The sequence below is a fragment of the Halorubrum salipaludis genome, from assembly GCF_002286985.1.
GTDB classification, from domain to species: Archaea; Halobacteriota; Halobacteria; order Halobacteriales; family Haloferacaceae; genus Halorubrum; species Halorubrum salipaludis.
In genome coordinates, this window is the sequence record NZ_NSKC01000002.1 from 485,947 (window position 1) to 505,271 (window position 19,325).

Below are 19,325 nucleotides of genomic sequence, written 5' to 3' on the forward strand. Positions count from 1 at the left end.
GATGTCCGGCACAGAGGACCGCGCGCAGGCGCACACCCTGGAGGCGTTCGCCGCCGCAATCTTGATCGTGGTCGGGCTGACGTTCGCGCTGCAGGCGACCGCCGTCACGCCGCTGTCGGCCAGCACGTCGAACCAGCACCTGGAGAACCAGCAGCGCGCCGTCGCCACCGACCTGCTGGAGACCAGCGCCGCGAACGGGGACCTCGAGGACGCCCTGCTCCGGTGGGACCCGGAGAACGAGTCGTTCACCGCCGACGGGAATCCCGACCACTTCGCGCGGGGCGGGCCGCCGAACGGGTTCGGCGAGGCGCTGGACCGGACCTTCGGCGAGCGGCGGATCGCGTTCAACGTCCGCGTCGCGCACGGCGAGCGGAACGAGGAGGTGACGACGATGGTGAACATGGGGTCGCCGAGCGACAACGCCGTGACGGCGACTCGCACCGTCGTGCTCACCGACGACGCGAACCTCACCATGCCCGGGTACGAGAACGCGACGCTGGCGGGGCTGTCAGACGGGAGCGACCCCGGGGAGTTCTACGCCGTCGACGCCGCCGACGGCGCGATCTACGACCGCATGGAGGTGCGCATCGTCGTATGGCAGCTGTGATCGGCGGCGACGGCGCTGACGGCGGCGACGGCTCCGGCGGCGACCGCCGTCCGGCCGACCGTCGCTTCCGGGACGCGGACCGCGGCCAGCTCCTGTTGATATCCGGGCTCGTCGTCGCCGTCTCGCTCGTGGCGCTCGTGGTCCTCCTGAACGCGAGCATCTACAGCGAGAACGTCGCGACCCGGGGCGTCGAGGCCGCCGACGGGGAGGCGCTGGAGGTCCGCGCGGCCGCGGTCGAGGAGACCGGGGCGCTGATCGACGCCACCAACCGGAACGGGACCGCGACCGGCGCGGAGATCGAAGCCGGCGTCGACGAGCTCAACCGGAACCTCTCGGGGCGGTACGCGAGCCGGGGCGGGATCGCGGTCGTCGAGCCCGTCGACACGACGCCGGGGTGGTACCTCTCCGGCCCGGTCAACGACTCGACGACCGCGCCCGACGTCGATCGGATCCGCGCGTTTTCGCTCACGAACGAGAGCGCTCTGCCGTCGACGGACGCGGCGAACGCGAGCAGCGAGGCGTTCGCCGCCGTGTTCAACCGCTCTGCGGCCGGCGGCACCCGCGAGGTGTACCTCTACGAGAACGGGGGAGACGTGGTGGTCGCCGGCGGCGAGAACGGCTCGACGCCGACCGAGCTGTGTCGGTCGGCCGCGACCGGAGACCCCGTCACGCTCGATCTCACCGGCGACCGGCTCGACGGCGAGCCGTGTCCCGGCGTCTGGCCGGCCGACTTGGGCGACGACGAGTACGACATCGAGTTCGAGAACGCCGACGGCGTCGGGGCGGCGGCGACCGCGACCGTGGAGTCGGCCACGGAGCCCGCAAGCGACACCGCGCTGACGGTGCGAGAGGCCGTGTACGACGCGACGATCGACCTCCGCTACCGGACCGCCGACCTCCGGTTCGAGACCACGGTTCGGGTCGCCCCGGGTGAGCCCGATGCGTGATCGGCGGGGTCCCGAGCGCCCGCGGTTCGGCGGCGACGAGCGGGGGGTGAGCACCGCAGTCGGGTACGTGCTGACGCTCGCGATCGGCGCCGTGCTGCTCTCGGGCGTCGTCATCGGGATCGGCGGGGTCGTCGACTCGCAGACCGACCGGGTGGTCAGGGGGGACCTCGAAGTGACCGGGCAGACGGCGGTCGCGAACCTCGAGAGCGCGGACCGCCTCGCGCGGGCGGCGGAGTCGGGACGCCCGGCGGGCGCCGCGCCGGCGAACGTCTCGGTCGCCGTCGACCTCCCGACGCGGCTGGCCGGGCGTCCCTACCGGATCGCGGTCACCAACGCGAGCGTGACGCTGCGGACCGACGACCCGGAGATGGCCGTCGAGATCCCTCACGCGGCGAACGTGACCGTCTCCGAGTCGAACGTTCGGGGCGGTCCGGTCCGGATCCAGTACGACAGCGGGACGGAGACGCTGGAGGTGGCGGAGCGATGAGCGACCGACGCTCTCGGACGGTTTCGATCGGAGGGATCCCCGGCGGCCCTTCCCTCGTGGAGGACGAGCGGGGGGTGAGCGACGTCGTCGGCTACATCCTCGTGTTCTCGCTCATCACGATCACCATCGGCACGGTGTTCGCCGTCGGGATCTCCGGCGTGGAGGACCGGCGGGAGGCCGAGCGCGTCGACAACGTCGAGCGCGCGTTCGAGGTGTTCGACGACAACCTCCGGGACATCCAGCGGTACGGCGATCCAAACCGGGCGACTGAGGTCCGGCTGGCCGGCGGCACCCTCTCGGTCACGGGGGAGACGCGGTTCACCCTCGCGAACACCAGCGATCCCGGCGAGGTCGACAACCGCACCGTCGCCGCGTGGACGTCGAGGCCCCTCGCGTACCGGGACGGCGGGACGACGATCGCGTACGACGCCGGGGCCTTAGTCCGCGGCGACGGGGACGGCTCCGTGATGCTGTCCGAACCCCGCTTCGTCGCCGCGGACGACCGGACGACGATTCCGATCGTCGCGCTCGTTCGCGGCTCCGGCGGCGACAGCGTCGCCGGCGAGGGGACCGTTCAGATCACGACGGTCGAGGACGCGACCACGAACTCGGAGACCGAGCGCTTCGAGGGGGACGGGGAGACGCTGTACCTCTGGGTCGAGACCGAACACCCGGACGCGTGGGGGCGGTACTTCGAGGAGACGGACGGGTTCGGGAACGCGACGCCCGCCGGGACGGAGGGGGTCGCCGTCGCGGAGCTTGGACACTCCGAGACGGTGTACGTCCGCGAGACCGTTCGGATCATCGAACTGCGTCGGTGACCGGGTGCGGACCGATCGAACGGTCGTCTCGGTCGTCTCGGCCACCGTCTGGGGGGTTAGTCGCTCTCGATCGTCACCCGGTGCGTGGAGACGTGGAGGTGGCTCACCACGGGGACCGAATCGCCTTCGAACGGCTGCAGCGTGGCGAGCGACTCGTCGTAGTGGAGGCTGAGGTCGGCGTCGTCGAACTCGAAGCTGGCGGAGGTGAACGACCCCTTGAACGTCATATCGTCTTGGAGTTCCACCCCGCTCGTCGGAGCGTACAACACCCCGGCGAAGTCGATTCCGTCGCCCTGGTCGCCTTCGAAGTAGATGTCCGCCGCGCTCGAATACCACCAGAGGTTCCGGGTCACGTCGCCGTCGGCGGCGATCGTCGCCTGGTCTTCCACGTTGACGGCGCCGGTGTTGTACAGCTCGAACCGGGTGGTATCGTCGGTCGCGATCGCGGCCTCGCCGACGATGCCGACCGGGCCGTCGACGAACAGCTGGTTCCGGTTGTCTTCCACAGTCTCTCCAGGCTCTCCAAGGTCCCCACCCACCGAGCTGATCGCGGCCGTATCTTGCATCGCGAGCTCGTGTTCGACCAAGACGGCGACGTTACCGCCGGCGTTGTCAAACACGACCTCGCTCGACCCGCTCACGTCGAGGTCGCCGCTGATGTGAACGGTCGCGCCGTTTTCGATCCGGAGGGTGCTTCCGTCTGAAACTTCCACGCCGCCGTTGACGTAGGTGTCCTCGTCGATCGTCATCTCCGAGCCGTTGTCGTGTTCGAACCCGTCCCTGAACGCGCCCTCAGACGCGAGGTTCTCGTCGCGGATCCGGTCCATGCGCGCAGTTATCGCCCCGGAGATGGGATCGACGCTCGCTCTTCCGTCCGATTGTATCAGATCGCCGGAAATATTCGTGTTATCTTGCCAGACATCGCTAGTTCTCGACGGGCTGAATGATGGAGCCACGACGTCCCCGCGCACCGTGATCGAGTCCGGATCGCCGCGCCCGCCCCTTGCGTTGAGGTGGAATTTCCCGCTCGTCTGTATCCGAGCTCCGTCTCTTGCGGAGCTCGAATTGTACGAGCCGTCCGACGAGTCGTAGCTGTCGGCGTACAGACTGGTTACCTCACCGAGGGCGAGCTTCGAGCTCGCCGTCGCCGAGACGCTCGTGCTGAGTGTCGGATGGACCGTCTCCGTGCGGAGCGCGACCCGGACCTCGGTCTCCGAGAGCTGCGTGACGTTCGCCGACGTGCGGGTTTCGAAGAAGCGACCCCACGCCTCCGCGTACTCGCTCTCGACGGTGATCGTGACGTTCCCGCCGAGCAGCGGGTTCGAGACGTTCTCCGAGGGGAACAGTCCCTCGGGGTGTTTCGTGTCGCCCGCGACGACCGCGGAGTCGTCGAGCCGCCCGTCCCCGTCGACCGTCACGAGCGGGAGCGTGAGCGTGTCGCCGCGGTAGTGGAACTCCGGCGGGGAGACCATCCACGACCCGTCCCCGTTCGAGCGCCAGACGCCGCCGCCCTGATACGCCACGCGGTCGTCGCCGCGCTCGTAGACGACGGCCCCGAGGGTGACGTTCTCCGTTTGCGTCTCGATGTCGCCGTCCTCGTTTTCCGCCTCCACCTCGATCCGCATCGTCCCCGCCTCGCCGTCGACCCGCACGTCGGCCTCGCGACTGGGGTCGAGCCGGACGCGCTGGCTCGTCGACCCGCCGTGGGCGACGAGGCTCGCCTTCGAGTCCACCTGCGTCATCGACCCCTCGATACGCTCGATGTCGGCGGACGACTGCGCGTCCGCGAGCGCGGTCGACCCCACCCCGACGGTGATCCCGATCGCCGCGATCGTGAGCCCCAGGAGCAGCACGGTCCCGATGACCTCGCTCTGCGCGCGCTCGGGGCTGTTCATGCGGGCACTACGTCCGGAGCGCTGATAAACGTCGACATCCGAATATCGGATCTGAGAGCAGTTTTGCCCCGATGGCGGTCGGCGGTTCGCGCCCCCGAGGGGAAGCGCCGCCGGGCGCACCACTGAAGCCCGCGGCACCGCAACGTCCGGGCATGACCGAGGAGCTCTACCTCGCGGACGACGCGGTGACGACGTTCGAGGCGACCGTCGAGCGCGTCCTCGACGACCGGGTCGTCCTCGACCGGACGCACTTCTACCCGACGTGCGGCGGTCAACCGCACGATACGGGGACCCTCCGGGTCGCGGACGAGAAGGATCATTCGGACGGCGGCGCGGCGGATGACGGGAATGCCGGCCGACGCTGGCGCGTCGTCGACGTACAGAAAAAGGACGCCGTCTACCACACCCTCGAGCCCGCGGGAGGCACGGGGTCCGGAGTCGCCGACGACTCCCCCGCCGAATCGCTCGACGACGCCCCGGCCGGCGACGCCCTCTCCCTCCTCGAACCCGGAACGACCGTCGTTGGCGAGGTCGACGCGGCGCGGCGGCGCGCGCACTCCCGGTATCACACCGCCCAGCATCTGCTTTCGGCGCTGCTCTTGGCGGAGTTCGACGCGAGGACGACGGGGAATCAGCTCTACGACGACCACGCGCACCTCGACGCGGCGTACGAGCGCTTCGACGACGGCGACCTCGCGCGGATCGAGGACCGGCTCAACGAGCTCGTGGGCGACGAGCGCCCCGTGCGTAGCTACACGATGGAGCGCGAGACCGCCGAAGCGACGCTCGACACCGACCGCACGCGGATCGATCTCCTTCCCGACTCGATCGACGAGCTGCGGATCGTCGAGATCGGCGGAACCGGTCCGGACGCCGCCCCCTACGACCGGACCGCCTGCGCCGGAACGCACGTCGCGAACACCGCCGAGATCGGCGAGGTCGTCGTCACCGGTCGAGAGACGAAGGGGGCGGAAGAGGAGCGCGTCCGGTTCGCGCTGGCCGACCACGTCGACGGCGGAGACTGACGGCGGCGGCACGAGGTCGCACTCCTCGGCCCGCGATCCCGCCGCTTATATACGATCCGCGGTTGGTTCCGCCATGAAGTTCTGCGACGAGTGCGGATCGATGATGAAGTCCGGCGAGGGCGAGGACCACTGGGTATGCGACTCCTGCGGCTACGAGATCGGACGCGAGGAGGAGGACGATCAGTGGACCACCGAGTCGCAGGTCGAGTCGGAGATCGTCGACGTGAGCGACGCGGAGGACAAGGGGCTTCCGCAGACGACGGCCCACTGTCCGGAGTGCGGAAACGACCGCGCCTACTGGTACATGCAGCAGATCCGCTCGGCCGACGAGTCCGAGACGCGCTTCTTCGTCTGTACCGAGTGCGAGCACAAGTGGCGCGAAGACGACCACTGAGCGAGCGACCCCGCCGTCGGCCGAGCGCCGGTTCCTTTTAGGGGGCTCGGCGGAGAACGCCGCCCATGGAGCCGCCCGTCGTTCCCAGCGACCGCCTCGAGGGGTGGCAGCGCGTCGACGAGACGACGGAGCGGGCGTTCGCCGCGGGCCCCGTCTCGGTCGACGCGAGCACGGTGCGGTACGAGCGCGCCGCGCGGGAGCCGCCGCGCCCGTTCTGTTTCGCGAGCCGCCTGCGCATCCGCCCGGCGACCGCGCCGAACTCCGGGCTCACCGCGCTCGTCGAGCGACGGGCGCGGTCGGGGTTCCGGGATCGGCTCGCCGAACGCGACATCGAACGGATCGAGCACCGCGGCGACCGGGAGATCGCGATCGACGATCCGAGAGCGTCGCGGGCGACGCTCTCGACGTTTCGCGGGGTCGCCCGCGCAGGTCCCGGAGACGGCCGGGTCCCGATCGAGGCGCTGCTCGCGGTGTGGAGCGCAGACGAGTACCTCCTCGGCGGCGGTGCGTATCCCCTCGACGAGGTGTCGTATCCGGCCGGAGCGGGTCCGGAAGCCGCCCGTCGAGAGCTGCTCGGGATCGTACGCGGAATCGAGTCGCCCGGCGACGGCGGGGGACGTTCGGTGTGACTCACGGCGGCGATCTCGCTCAACCGGACTGCTCGGGAGAGACGCATCCGACGGGACCGTCGAGCCGTTATTCGGCGGGAACGTCTCGGGAGAGGGTCCGACGAGCATAGCGGTCGCGATCGGCAAGATCGAGAGCGCGTTCAGGAGGCTCTCCCGGGGAATCGAAAACTACGTGCGACCCCACGCAGCGCCCGCCACTTGGCGGCGACGAACCCCGCGAGGATGAACGCGAACCCGGCGACGGTCGCGGGCGTCACTTCCTGTCCGAGCACGAGCCAGCCCGCCAGCGCCGCGAACACGGGGATCACGTACTCGATGAAGCTCATCTCGATCGGGCCGAGGTCGTCCAGCAGCGTGAAGTACAGCAGGAAGCCGCCGACGCCGGCGACCGCGGAGAGGTACGCGAGCGCGCCGAGCGCGGACGGCGTCCACGTGGCGGTCGCGAACGATTGCCCGGGGAGCGCGAACACGGCGGCGTGGAGGACGACGGCGCCGGTGGCCATCATCCACGCCTGCGTGGAGAGGAACGGCATCGACGGCGATCGGCTGTGCGTGACGACCGCGGCGACGGCGAACGCGAGCGCGGAGGCGAGCACCAGCGATACGCCGAGGACGCTGTCCGCGAAGTTCGTGGGGTCGGGGTCGGCGATGACGACGACGCCGGCGAACCCGAGCGCGACGCCGACCGCGGTGGCGGTGGTGAACTCCTCGTCGGTGGAGACGAGCCGCGTGAGCGCGGGCGTCACCACGGGGACAAGCCCCAACAGCACGGCGGCGACACCGCCCGTGACGTACTGCTGGCCGGCGAAGAGGAACGCGTGGTGGGCCCCGATAATGAGCGCGCCGCCGACGAGCACGTAGACGTAGTCGTCCCGAGTCCGAGGGCGGACGTCCGCACCGGAGGCGAACACGGCGGCGAACAGCAGCGCGGCGGCGACGTCGAAGCGCACGGCCGCGAACGGCACCGCAGGGAGATCGGCCAAGCCGACGTCCGTCGCCATGAACGCCGTTCCCCAGACGGCACACAGGAGCACGAACCGGCCGGCCGTCCCGTAGCGACTCATTCACGCGGAGGTCGCCGCCAACGGCGAAATATGCGTCGAACCGCCCCGACACTCTGAACGTCAGGACGCGGTTGGCGAGCGCTCCGACGAGGAGCAGTAAGTACACCGTCTTCCCCGAGGCTTTCTCAACGACTATTCTTCGAGGGACCTGCGAATCGCTCGGATCTCGTCACGGACTTGCTGCCACTGCGTCAGATCCCCAGGGATAGCGGATTCCCGACGATTACTCCCGCCGACACCGTCGTCGTTCGATCCCGTTCGATCGACGAGCGCCCGGATTGCACGAGGGTCTTCGATCGCTCGGAACGAGAGGTCCTCTCCGCCAGCGATTTCGAACGTAACTGAGCCGTATCCGAAGATGGACCCCGTGATGTCCTGTCCAAACGAGCTGTTCTGGACGGTTTCGAGGTTCGCCTGAGTGACAGATCGGGACAACACGCCGCATTTCACGTAGAGTGCTTCGTCCGTTATCACGTACTGCACGCCTCGGAGAGCGAAATACTTCCAGACCGGGATCGCAACGCCGAATGGAACGACTGCGAGGAAGATCGGGGCCCCTTGAGTAACACTGACCACGATTCCGGCGACGACGAGGAGAACGCCGATCACGACTGTCGGGAGGATGGTAGTGATCCGCGGGCGGCCGGACCATTCGACCGACTCGTCGGGGTCGAGCGGGATCGCCGGATCGATCGACTCCGTCATGGCTGGCTATCGTTCATCGGCCGACTCTCGATCGGCGGGAGAGTTCCCGGCTCTCTGGTTGCTACTCTCGATCTCGTTCCGGTTGGCGGTGTCCTCGCCGGTCGATCGTTCGCCTGCCCCATCGCCGACGTCGGAGGTCGTAGCCGACGTGGATCCCGTCGTCTCCCGTTGTGCTTCGAGAGTGGAGCGGATCTCCCTGAGTTCGACGAGGATCTCATCGAGTACGTCGCGCTTGGTTTCGCCCGATTCCGTCGTCGGTTCGCCACGACTCCCCTTCACTCGCTTGTTGATGAGCTCCTGAATCTCGCGCGGGTCGGGGACTGACCGGAACTGCATCTCGATACCCGAACCGCCGGCGGTCGAGATATCGACGTTTCCGTAACCGAACCGGGAACCGAAGAAATCCTGGCTGTAAGAGGTGTTCTGCACCTTTCCGAAATCGATGCGCTGGACGTCACGCGAGAGGATTCCCGTTTTCGTGTATAGCCCGTCTGTCGTCACAACGTACTGCGTATTCTCGCGTTGCAGATAGGCCCCGGCGATGATGAACAACCCGATGAGGACGATCGAGAGGGGCAGTCCGACGACGAGCGCCGGGATCAAGCTACTCTCGTGGGGTTTCCCAGACCAAATAATCTCTTCATCCGCGTCAAGAGTTAACCAGTCAGCAGTGTCTGGGTCGAGAGTGGACGACTCGGACATGGGTGGCAGTTTGTCAGATGGCTGTATTAAACTCCCGACGGAGCGAGAACACCGTCGCGATCGTGGCCTCTCGTTTGACTACCCGCCCCGGATCGCAGGTGAGACCATCCGTGAGACGCTCTCAAGTAGCAAATCGTCGGGAACGACGAAAGAGTACGCCTCGTGTGGTGTGGAGATCAGCGCGTGTCTATAAAGCGCGTCGTAGATACGGGAAGCTTCGGGGCCGTACCGAAGTCACAGCTTCCGTGACGACGAGAGACGCCCTCGAACCACTCGGCTCCGAGGCGATTCACGCTGACATTCCTTCGAGCTTCGTCGCAAGTGCCCCGAGTTCATCCGTCTCGTCGATCGCAGCCGACCATCGGTCCGGGAGCTGCGACGCTCCAAATCGCGCGCCGGCGACGGCACCGGCAATCGCGCCGATCGTATCAGCGTCCCCGCCACGGTTCACGGCCGTCGCGATCGCCTCTTCGGCGGTCTCCGCTCGGAGCCCATCGTGGAGCGCCGTCTGTAGCGAATGGACGACGTAGCCTGACGTCTCCAACGTGGCGGGCGTCTCGCCGCGAGCCACCGGTTCGAGCGCCGTCACGAGCTCGTCGGGCACGTCTGAGCCGACGTGATCGAGCGCAGCCTGTAACGGCGCGTCTGCGTCGTCGAGAAGACCCGCGATCGTGAGGTTCAGAACCGCACAGCCGTCGGTACACCGCGGATCGGCGTGCGTGATCTGCGAGGACTGACGGCTCACCTCCGCGAGTCGCTCCCACTCCGTCGAGTACGGGATCGCGAGTGGTGCACACCGCATCACGCTTCCGTTGCCCGCGTTCTGGCCTTCTCGGCTCTGTTCCCAGACGTGTTTTCCCGCTTCGTCCAACGCGTCGCCGCGTTTGAGCCGGCTGAGCGACCTCAACGTCATCCCTCCGATGTCGAACGGTCCGCTGTCGTACCAGTCAACGAACCGGGCCGCGACGTCCGCCGGATCGAACGCCTGCTGATCGACGAGGCTGCGGGCGATACACAGCGCCTGTTCGGTATCGTCGGTGATCGTCCCGGCGGGCTGGTTCCAGGTCCCGTCCCCGACCATCTCGTCGAGGCGACCGTGTTCGGCACTGATCGCCGACGCCGATCTGAACTCGACCGGCCGCCCAAGCGCGTCGCCACACGCCAACCCGAGGAGGACACCGCGTGCTCGGTCCGGATCCATACGTCATCAACGACTACTGCCGCGAAAAATGTAGGGTCGCAGTCACGCGGCGGGGTTCGTTCCTGTACGGGGGTTTCCCGGTATTCCGCCCCTGCTCGATACAGCTCTCAGAGGGTGAAGCGCCGAGAAGTGCGCTGGCCGAGACTCTCGCGAGCGAACGGAGTGAGCGAGGGTACGGGCGGCGATCTCTCTCACTTCGTTCGAGAAATGCGCCGGCCGGGATTTGAACCGGAATCAGACGTGCTCGCTCGCTCCGCTCGCTGCGCGCGACTGATAGGGTTCAAATCGGGTGGCGATTTCTCTCACTTCGTTCGAGAAATGCGCCGGCCGGGATTTGAACCCGGGCCATGAGCTTGGAAGGCTCAGGTCCTACCACTAGACCACCGGCGCGCGTGGATGCGTCCGTCGCTGAACGCGTCTACACGTAGGCCGAACAGTTCTCATAAACGTTCCGTGTTCTCGACGACCGGTCCGGGAAACCCGACGATCGATCGTCCGGTACGGTATTTAAAGACCCACAATATTGAGGGCCGTTACAGCACTCTTAGAACCGTTTTCAGAGGCTTAGAAGCGTTCTGGGTACATATGTGTGTACCCACCCAACGTACACCCGTAAGGTGACGACGATGTCATACCAATCGAGCAATCCCCTGGTCGACGAGGTCGAGTTCGCACTGGACGGCCCGTGGGCGGCGTACTGGATCGCCTTCCTGCGCGTCGTCACCGGCTGGTGGTTCTTCCACGCCGGCATCACGAAGATCATCGAAGACGGGCTCTCGTACACCTACGGGACGATGTACATGCAGGAGATGTCGGGCACGGCGCTCGGCGGCATCCCGGTGTGGATGGGGAACAACCTCGGGTGGCTCATCGAGCCGGGGGTTCCCCTGTTCGAGACGCTGATCGGGCTCGCGCTGATCTTCGGCGCGCTCACCCGGCTGGCGGCGTTCGGCGGGGTGATCTTCATGGTCCTGTTCTGGCTCGGCAACGCCGAGTTCGGACACGGGCTCGTCAACAGCGACCTCATGGGCCTGCTGTTGTTCATGACGGTGATCATGCTCGCGGCGGGTCGGTACTACGGCCTCGACGCGGTCATCGAGAAGCTCGACGTGGTCGAACAGCACCCGAAGCTCCGGTACCTGCTCGGTTAAGAGGTGACATCCAATGACAGACATCATCGACAAGGCGGCGATGGCGCTGAGCGCGGGACTAATGCTGCTCGGGATCGTCGGCATGGGTCTCCTCGAGATCCTCGTCGGCGCGCCGTACAGCCCGGTCCCGCTGACCAACGAGGCGGGCGACGTGATCGCGACCCCGCTGTTCTCGCCGCAGCTCCGGACGGGGGTCGTGCTGGCCGGTATCGCGGTGCTCGGACTGTACGCGGCCTACAAGATCGTGACCCCGCTGGCCGAGGACGCGCGGACCGGTCACGAGACGGTCGCCGACTGAGACGACCCGCGGCTCGGCCGCCGGTAGGCGGTGCGGCTACTTTTCTGCGTTCCCGCCGGACGCGTCGTCGAGCGTCGCGTTCGTCTCGTTCGTCTTGTCCGTCGCCACCGGATCGTCCGCCTCGCGAGCGACGCCCCCGTCGGCGCTCACCGACGGGTCGGTCTCGTCCGCCGCCTCCGCCGCGTCTGCGCCGAATGCGAACGCCGAGTCGTCGGAGTTCGCTTCGGCCTCCGCTTCCGCTTCGATCGCTCTGTCCCCGTCAGCCTCTGCGCCGGCTTCGACCCCCGTGTCAGCCTCGGCTTCGACCGCCGCGGCGGCGTCCGCACCGGTGTCGGCTCCCGCGTCGATTTCGGCGTCCGTCTCGACGCTCCCCTCGAGGTCGTTCCCCTCCTTCTCCACGTCGAACTCGTCGGTCATCCGACGCAGATCGCGTGCGCGCTCCGTCAGGTCGTGCGCCTGCTCGGAGACCTCTCGCAGCGTCACGGCCTGCTCCTCGGCGGTCGACGCGACGGTCGTCGCCTCGGCGGTCGTCTGCTGGCTCACGCCGGCCAGGTCGTCGACGGCGCCGGTGACCTCGCTGACCGACGACGCCTGCGCGTCCATCGCGCCGGAGATCTCCTGGACCCCGTCGTCGGCCTCGGTCACGCGGTCGGCGACCGCCTCTAACGCCTCCTCGGCGTCCTCGACGGTGTCGACCCCGTCACCGACGCCCTCGCGGATCGCGGCCATCTCGGCGACGCTCTCGTCGGTGCGCTCGCGGAGGCCGGAGATGAGCGCCTCCACCTCGGCGGCCGACTCCTGCGTCTCCTCCGCGAGCGACTTCACCTCCTCGGCGACGACCGCGAAGCCGGAGCCGGCCTCGCCCGCGCGGGCGGCCTCGATGGAGGCGTTCAGCGCGAGCAGGTTCGTCTGGTCGGCGATCTCCGAGATCGTCTCGACGATCTCGTCGACCTCCTCCATCTCGGCCTCCAGCCGCTCGACCGTCTCGGCGGCGGACTCCGAGCGCTCCTCGATCGCGTGGAGCTCGTCGACCGCGTCGCCGGTCGCCTCGCGGCCCCGCTCCGTGAGGTCGCTCGCCCGCTGCGAGGTGGTCGCCACCTGTTCGGCGGAGGCGGCCACCTCCTCGACGGTCGCGGACATGTCCTCCATCTCGCCGGCGACGTCGGCGAGCTGCCGGCTCTGGCGTTCCGCGCCCGCCGAGATCTCGTCGACCGCGTCGCTCGTCTCGCGGCCCGCCTCGGCGACCTCGTCGGTGCCGTCCGTCACGGCCTCGCTCTTTGCGGCCACCTCGCCCGCGAACGCGTCGACCTCGGCGATCGTCGCCTCCAGCTCGTCCATCGCGTCGTTGAACCCGTCGGCGATCTCGCGGAGCGCCTCGGGGTCGTCGGGCTCGGCGTCGAGCCGCGCGGTGAGGTCGCCGTCGGCGCACTCTCCCATCGTCGCCCCGAAGGCCGCGGCGCGCTCCTCTAAGGTCCGCGCGAACGCCTCGCTCTCCGCCTTCGCCGCCTCCGCGCGCTCCCGCTGCGTCTCCGCGGACTCGATCTCCTCGCGCAGCGAGTCGCGCATCGTCGAGAACGAGCCGTAGAGGTCGCCGAACTCGTCTCGCCGACTCGTCTCTAAGTCCACGTCGAGGTTCCCGGCCTCCAGCTCGCGCGCCCGGTTCCCGAGGCGGTTCAGCTCGACGACGGTCCCTCGGCCGAGCGTCGCGCCGAGCAGCCCGAGCCCGACGATCGCCACCCCGATAATCAGGAGGAGGTTCCGGCCGATCATCCCGGAGAGGGCGTACGCCTCCGAGAGGGGGACGTGGACCGCGACCGACCAGTCCTCGGAGGGGACCGGCGCGTACGCGACGAAGTACTCGGCCCCGTCGGCGAAGCCGAACGTCGCGGACGCGACGTGGCCCACCGGGTTTTCCTCGTCGAACAGGGCCGTCTGGATGCCGCCGTTGTACCGCTCGCCGGCGATGCCCTCGCGGTCGCTGGCGGCGACCGTCCCGTCCGACTGCACCAGCGTCGTGAACGCGCCGTCGGTCGGCTGCCGGAGGTCCGCGACCACCGGCGCGAGGTCGACCTCCATGACGAGGTAGTCGCGCATCGGCGTCAGCGCGACGTACGCGATCCGGTGTTCGCCCTCGACCTCGTAGGTGGGCGTGGTGAAGACCTGATCCCCGTACAGCAGGTTGTCGTCGAACCACTCCTGGCTCGTGACCGCGGCGCCGGCGTCGGAGTCGTCCTGGCTCGACGCGATCACGGTCCCCTTCTTCGGGTCGACGTGGTGGAGGGCGATCACTTCCTCGGTCGTCCGCGATTTGTGCGAGCTGAGGTACCGCGCCGTCACGTCCGCGTCGCGGGAGAACGCCTCGTTGTCCGCGATGTCCCGCACCGTCGATCGCCGGGCGCTCGTCCAGCCGTCGAGCTCGACGCCGCCGAGCTCCGCGACGGCGGTGTAGTCCTCCTGTGCGGTGGCCTCGAGCTGCTCGGTCGTCTCGGCGTAGGTGACCGCGCCCACCGCGCCGATGGCGGCGACGACCACGAGCACGACGACCGCGAACTTCGCGAGGTAGCTGCGGGTGACCGCGTCGGGACTGATCCGACGCAGAAGTCGATCCAGACGAGTAGAACTCATTACATCGACGCGGTCGTCACTGTCTCTTTAATCCACCTACGTCGGTATCGGACTTGATAATCAGGTGTCCGAAACGGTGACGGTCGCGTAGCAGTTCCCGCTCGACACGTCCACGTCGACGGTTTCGAGGGCGCTCTCGCCGATGTCGGCCTCGAACTCCTCGGGCGAGTAGATGTGATAGTACCGCGGCACCGTCTCGCCGCCCGGGAGGGTCCAGTCGATCGTCGTGTCGAACCCCTCCGCCCGGTCGAACCGGTCGTGCGCCGTGCTCCACGCGCTCACCAGCGCGATCCCGCCCGGCACGAGGACCCGGGCCAGCTCGTCGAGGCTCCGGACCCGCGCCTCGCGCGACGGGAGGTGGTGGATGGTGGCGACGTAGACGGCGAGTCCGACCGCGTCGGTCGCGATCGGCAGGGCCGCGGCGTCGCCGTGGACGAACGACGCGCTCGCGTCGAACCCGTGATCGCGGGCCCGGTCGACCGCCTCGCCGAGGAGCTCGCGGCTGAGGTCGACGCCGACGACCGCGTCAGCGCGCTCCGCGAGCAGCTCCGCGTGGCGCCCGTTGCCGCACCCCAGATCGAGCGCGCGGGCCGCGGCCCGCCTGTCGAGGAACGACTCGACCTCCGGCCACGCGTACTCCCGCGTCTTCGAGAAGTGCGCGGCGATCCGGTCGTACGTCGACCGCGGGTCGCCGGCGGACTGGGGATCCATACCGGGCGGTCGCGCCGGACCGATTTAGCTCCGATGGACTCAGACCATCCCGATGACGAGGAACGTGACGAGCGTCAACACCAAGAGGACGACGACGTGTTTCGCGCCGTCCTTGACCGAGCCCTCGCCCAGCTGCCCGGCGACGAGCCCCGAGCAGACCGCCTGTATCGCGGCGGCGTGGAAGAACAGCTGCTCGTAGGCGCTCGCGTCGATGTCCCCGAGCCCGTCCGTGATCCCCGAGGGGCCGCCCGGCGCCCCGGGGAGGTCGCTCGCGCCGGTTCCGGCGCCGGAGACCGCCGCCTCCTCGATCGCCGGGATGAAGGACACCGACAGCGAGGCGATGATCCCCAGGAAGACGAGGAAGGAGATGTAAATCACGATGAGGTACGTCAACATTACCTGTCGGCGCTCACGGCGGAGCGACCACGTCGCGCGCGCCTCGTCGGCCGCGATCCGGAGCACGGGGCCGATGTCGCCGCTGGCGCGCATGGCGTTGGTGATCAGCGCGACCGCCCGCGAGGTCATCGGCGACCGCACCCGGCGCTCCAGCCGCCGGAGCGCGGTGCCCACGTCGGCGCCCCAGTCGATGTCGCGCCGGGTCCGCTTCAGGTCGTCGCTCAGCGCCTCCAGGTTCGAGTCCGCGACGCGCCGGACGCTCCCGACCACGGAGGTGCCGGCCTCGTTGACGCTGGCGAGCCGGTCGAGGAAGTCGGGGACCGCCGACTCGATCCGCCGGACGCGACGCTTGCGCGCCTCGTAGACGACGGCGTAGCTCGCGAACACGAACGCGGTCGCGGCGACGACCGGCGTCTCGACCTGCGCGACCATCTCGGTCGGCGGTCCGAGCGTGATCGGGAAGGCGGTCGCGAGCAGGCCGACGACCGCGAGGGGGACGGAGAGGAGGAACACCGTCTGCGGCGCGTCGAGCACGCTCTCGACGGGCGAGGCGACCCACCGGCGGAGCGACCGGATCCCGTCGTACGCCCGGAGGCGCTCGCGGCTCGCGGTCCAGCGGCCCTCCGACGACGACCCGCGCGGCGCGCCGCCGTCGGCCTGCATCGGGTCGTCAGCGGGAGCCGCGTGGACCGCGTCGTCCGTGGGTGCGTCGCCGGCGGCGGCCGACCCGGCGTCCGAGCCCCCGTCACCGCCGCCTCCCGACTCGTCCTCGAGCGCCTCCGAGAGGTCGACGGTCTCGGTGCCGCCGACGCCCTGCGTGACGCTGTCGACGTACACCACGAACCCGAACGTCGCCAGCGGCACCCCCAGATACACCACGGCGCGCAACAGCGGCAGGGTGTCCTCCAGCACGAGCCCGATCACGACGAGGATGGTGATGAAAAACAGCGGGCCGGCCACCAGCGCGGTGACGTACGCCTCCGCGAACGTCGACAGCAGTTCGAGGTACTGCTTTTGTTTCGACTCGGCCTCCTCCTGGTACAGCTCGTACTGGTCGCTGAGGAACGTCGAGATGGGCTGACCGGTACCGAGCACGGACGCGAGGTTCTCCGCGAAGTCGGCCAGGTCGTCGCTGGGCGTGCGCCGGGAGGTGCGCTGGAGCGCGGTGAGCGCGTCGGTGCCGAAGGCGTTCATGTCGCGGACCGCCACCGACAGCTCCGTCGCGGCCTCGCCGTACACCGCCTCGTTCTCCGCGAGGGTGTCCATGACGCGCGGGAACGGCATCCCCGACCGCGAGAGCGCGTACATGAACGCGACGGTGCGCGGGAGGGTGGCGTCGACCTCCGCGCCCCGGGCGTGAGCGCGCTGGTCGAGCAGCTCCCACCGCCCGTAGTACGTCCCGATCGCGAGCGCGGCGCCGAGGGTAGCCGACGACAGCGTCAACAGGAGGAACAGCTCCGGCAGCCCCAGATCGGTGAGCCGGGTCACGCCGGCGACGAAGCCGAGCGACGCGGGGAGGGTCCCGCGGAGGGCCGCCTCGCTCACGTCGAGCGCCGAGAGGAGCCCGGCGGCGGCGTACACGCCGAGGACGCTGCCGGCGACGCCGAGCACGCCGGAATACAGGAGCGTCTTCGCGGCGTACTCGCGGTGGGTGCCGGCGACGTGGGCGGCGCGCATCCGGTCGCGCTGGCGCTGGCGCCGCGGCCCCTCCTCGGCGACGTAGTCGCCGAAGATCAGCAGCGCGACGCGGGTGACGGCCAGGTCCGCCCCGTCGTCGACCGCGGGCAGCACCAGCGCCAGACAGCACCCGACCGCGGCGAGTAAGGGGAGGTACGCGATCATCCGTCGGTCCGGTCCCCCGGCGGCCCGGAGCGGTCGGACGCCTCGGAGCCGCCGTGCGCGCCGTCGCTCCGCTCCTCGAGCCGGTCCATCACGCGCTCGGAGTCGGCGTAGTACTCGTTGACGAGGGCGGTGAACGCCCGGTAGTCGGTGACGCCGAGCTCGCGGAGCAGTTCGAGGAACCGCTCGCGCCGCCGGATCTCGCGGAGCAGTTCGGAGCGGGACCAGCCGCGCTCGTCGGCGATCTCCTCCATGAGCGACGAGTCGTTCCGGCTGAACTCGTCGGTCTCGGCATCCCACTCGAACGCGGAGGAGTAGTCGAGCTCCCCGGTCCGCTGGTCGATGCCGCCGATCTCGCCGATCGTCTTCGCGCGCCGGACGCGCTGGTCGCCCGAGCGGGTCAGCGTCTGGATCGACAGCATGTCCAGCGACTGGACCATCGCGCGCGGCACGTTGATCGGGTCGTTCTCCAGCCGGTTGATGACCGTCTCGATCGAGTCGGCGTGCATCGTCGAGAAGGTCGTGTGACCCGTGTTCATCGCCTGGAACAGGGTGATCGCCTCCTCCCCGCGGACCTCGCCGACCACGATGTACTCGGGGCGGTGGCGCAGCGCGGACCGCAGCAGGTCGTACATGTCGATGTCGGCGCCCTCGTAGCGGCGCTCGCGGGTGACCGAGGAGAGCCAGTTGTCGTGGTACAGGGAGAGCTCGCGGGTGTCCTCGATGGTGAGCACCTTCGCGCGCGGCGGGACGAACATCGACACCGCGTTCATCGAGGTGGTCTTCCCGGAGGCGGTGCCGCCGGCGAAGATGAGGCTCTTGTTGTGCTCGATACAGAGCCAGAAGTACGCCATCTGCTCGACCGAAAACGTCCCGTATTCGATCAGGTCGATCGGCGTGAACGGGTCCTCGGCGTACTGGCGGATCGTGAACGCGGACCCGCGGGGCGTCACCTCCTCGCCCAAGGCGAGCTCCGCGCGCGACCCGTCGGGGAGGGTCGTTTCCACCATGGGGTCGCCGACGGAGATGTGGCGCCCGGACTGCTGGGCGAGGCGGATCACGTAGTTGTCGAGCGCCGACTTCCCGAACGAGACGTTGGTCTCGATGTCGGTGTAGTCGTCGTGGTACACGAAGATCGGGAGGTCGTAGCCGTCACACGAGATGTCCTCGATGTGGCGGTCGTGAAGCAGTGGGTCGACCTTCCCGTAGCCGCGGAAGTCCCGGTAGAGGTAGTACGAGAGCGCGTGGAACGTGTCCATCCCGACGTCGACGCCGTACCCCTCCAACAGGCTCTCCAACTCCGCCCGCAGGGTCTCTTCGTCGGTCCGCCCGGTGCCCTCGCGGTACAGCAGCGGGTCGCGGATGTCGTCGACCACGCGGTCGAGGAGGTCGCTCTCGAACCGGTCTAAGTCGGGCTCGACCGCGTAGTACCGGTGCTCGCTCTCCGCGTCGTCGTGGGTGATCACGACGTACGCGTACGGCGCGTTCACCCAGTACCGGTCGACCTCGCGCTCGCCGTCGGGGACCGCGAAGCCGGAGAGGGGCCCGTCCTGCCCCGGTCTGAAGGGGCGGACATCGAGGTCGGCCCCCCGGAGCACCTCCCACGTCCGCGAGAGCCGCCGCCGGAGGGCCTCGATGCGGTCTTCGACACCGTCCCCGCGAGCGTCACTCGCCATCGTCGTTACGGAGCCGTATGCGGCGTGGCGGTTTAAAATCCCCCCGGCGATTATCACCGGCGACACCGAGACCGTCCGATTCCCTCGTCGCCGCCCGCCTCGCCCCTCACCGTCCCGCACGCTGACCCGGCGGGCGCCGCGCTACTCGCGGT

Annotated in this window: 18 protein-coding genes and 1 tRNA gene; 9 read left to right on the top strand and 10 right to left on the bottom strand. The window is 68.9% G+C overall.

The annotated features are described in order from the left end of the window. Position 1 precedes the first annotated feature (1 nt). From CK500_RS05045 to CK500_RS05060, 4 genes are read left to right on the top strand one after another with little or no spacing between them, the layout of a single operon-like run. The gene (locus tag CK500_RS05045; RefSeq protein ID WP_095636156.1) at positions 2–607 is read left to right on the top strand and encodes a DUF7288 family protein; all 606 of its coding nucleotides are present in this window, start codon (positions 2–4) and stop codon (positions 605–607) included. After that, the gene (locus CK500_RS05050) at positions 595–1,554 is read left to right on the top strand and encodes a DUF7261 family protein (protein ID WP_144049518.1); all 960 of its coding nucleotides are present in this window, start codon (positions 595–597) and stop codon (positions 1,552–1,554) included. Before CK500_RS05045 ends, CK500_RS05050 begins: the two co-directional genes overlap by 13 nt. Then, positions 1,547–2,041, top strand: a complete 495-nt coding sequence (locus tag CK500_RS05055; RefSeq protein ID WP_095636158.1) for a DUF7266 family protein — start codon at positions 1,547–1,549, stop codon at positions 2,039–2,041. Before CK500_RS05050 ends, CK500_RS05055 begins: the two co-directional genes overlap by 8 nt. Beyond that, entirely contained in the window at positions 2,038–2,862 is an 825-nt protein-coding gene (locus tag CK500_RS05060) for a DUF7289 family protein (protein ID WP_095636159.1), read from the top strand. The genes CK500_RS05055 and CK500_RS05060 overlap by 4 nt, the downstream gene beginning before the upstream one ends. Positions 2,863–2,918: 56 nt before the next feature. Here CK500_RS05060 and CK500_RS05065 read toward each other — a convergent pair whose 3' ends face one another. Next, complete coding sequence (locus tag CK500_RS05065) at positions 2,919–4,757, bottom strand: DUF7289 family protein (RefSeq protein WP_095636160.1); 1,839 nt, start codon at positions 4,755–4,757, stop codon at positions 2,919–2,921. Between the two features lie 152 nt (positions 4,758–4,909). On the opposite strand from CK500_RS05065, the gene CK500_RS05070 reads away from it, so the two are divergent. From CK500_RS05070 to CK500_RS05080, 3 genes are all read left to right on the top strand, one after another. Further along, a complete protein-coding gene (locus CK500_RS05070) occupies positions 4,910–5,782 on the top strand; it encodes an alanyl-tRNA editing protein (protein WP_095636161.1) in 873 nt (290 codons plus the stop codon). A 73-nt stretch (positions 5,783–5,855) separates the two neighbouring features. Further along, positions 5,856–6,176, top strand: coding sequence for a transcription factor S (locus CK500_RS05075; protein ID WP_095636162.1), 321 nt, complete (start codon positions 5,856–5,858; stop codon positions 6,174–6,176). A gap of 65 nt (positions 6,177–6,241) precedes the next feature. Continuing rightward, positions 6,242–6,805 (top strand): hypothetical protein, encoded by a 564-nt coding sequence (locus CK500_RS05080; protein ID WP_095636163.1) that lies wholly within the window; start codon positions 6,242–6,244, stop codon positions 6,803–6,805. Positions 6,806–6,945: 140 nt separating this feature from the next. On the opposite strand, the gene CK500_RS05085 is transcribed toward CK500_RS05080, so the two are convergent. The 5 genes from CK500_RS05085 to CK500_RS05105 all read right to left on the bottom strand — a co-directional run bounded on the left by CK500_RS05085 (position 6,946) and on the right by CK500_RS05105 (position 10,867). Continuing rightward, on the bottom strand, positions 6,946–7,869 hold the full coding sequence (locus CK500_RS05085) for a DMT family transporter (RefSeq protein WP_095636164.1): 924 nt from the start codon (positions 7,867–7,869) through the stop codon (positions 6,946–6,948). A 132-nt stretch (positions 7,870–8,001) separates the two neighbouring features. Next, complete coding sequence (locus CK500_RS05090) at positions 8,002–8,574, bottom strand: PH domain-containing protein (RefSeq protein WP_095636165.1); 573 nt, start codon at positions 8,572–8,574, stop codon at positions 8,002–8,004. A gap of 6 nt (positions 8,575–8,580) precedes the next feature. Continuing rightward, positions 8,581–9,276 (bottom strand): PH domain-containing protein, encoded by a 696-nt coding sequence (locus CK500_RS05095; RefSeq protein ID WP_095636166.1) that lies wholly within the window; start codon positions 9,274–9,276, stop codon positions 8,581–8,583. A gap of 289 nt (positions 9,277–9,565) precedes the next feature. Next, positions 9,566–10,477 (bottom strand): ADP-ribosylglycohydrolase family protein, encoded by a 912-nt coding sequence (locus tag CK500_RS05100; protein ID WP_095636167.1) that lies wholly within the window; start codon positions 10,475–10,477, stop codon positions 9,566–9,568. Positions 10,478–10,796: 319 nt separating this feature from the next. After that, positions 10,797–10,867: transfer RNA gene (locus CK500_RS05105), tRNA-Gly, on the bottom strand. 236 nt (positions 10,868–11,103) lie between these two features. Here CK500_RS05105 and CK500_RS05110 point away from each other — a divergent pair. Both CK500_RS05110 and CK500_RS05115 read left to right on the top strand, forming a co-directional pair. Continuing rightward, entirely contained in the window at positions 11,104–11,628 is a 525-nt protein-coding gene (locus tag CK500_RS05110; protein ID WP_095636250.1) for a DoxX family protein, read from the top strand. 13 nt (positions 11,629–11,641) lie between these two features. Beyond that, on the top strand, positions 11,642–11,926 hold the full coding sequence (locus CK500_RS05115; RefSeq protein WP_095636168.1) for a hypothetical protein: 285 nt from the start codon (positions 11,642–11,644) through the stop codon (positions 11,924–11,926). 36 nt (positions 11,927–11,962) lie between these two features. On the opposite strand, the gene CK500_RS05120 is transcribed toward CK500_RS05115, so the two are convergent. The 4 genes from CK500_RS05120 to CK500_RS05135 are packed head-to-tail and all read right to left on the bottom strand — an operon-like array spanning position 11,963 to position 19,173. Continuing rightward, positions 11,963–14,551: a methyl-accepting chemotaxis protein gene (locus CK500_RS05120; protein ID WP_095636169.1), complete on the bottom strand. Its 2,589-nt coding sequence runs from the start codon at positions 14,549–14,551 to the stop codon at positions 11,963–11,965. Between the two features lie 60 nt (positions 14,552–14,611). Further along, positions 14,612–15,262, bottom strand: a complete 651-nt coding sequence (locus tag CK500_RS05125; protein WP_095636170.1) for a class I SAM-dependent methyltransferase — start codon at positions 15,260–15,262, stop codon at positions 14,612–14,614. Positions 15,263–15,301: 39 nt separating this feature from the next. Further along, positions 15,302–17,500, bottom strand: a complete 2,199-nt coding sequence (locus CK500_RS05130; RefSeq protein WP_095636171.1) for a type II secretion system F family protein — start codon at positions 17,498–17,500, stop codon at positions 15,302–15,304. After that, positions 17,497–19,173 carry a type II/IV secretion system ATPase subunit gene (locus CK500_RS05135; RefSeq protein ID WP_095636172.1) on the bottom strand — a complete coding sequence of 559 codons (1,677 nt, stop codon included), beginning with the start codon at positions 19,171–19,173 and terminating at the stop codon, positions 17,497–17,499. Before CK500_RS05135 ends, CK500_RS05130 begins: the two co-directional genes overlap by 4 nt. Positions 19,174–19,325 lie beyond the last annotated feature (152 nt).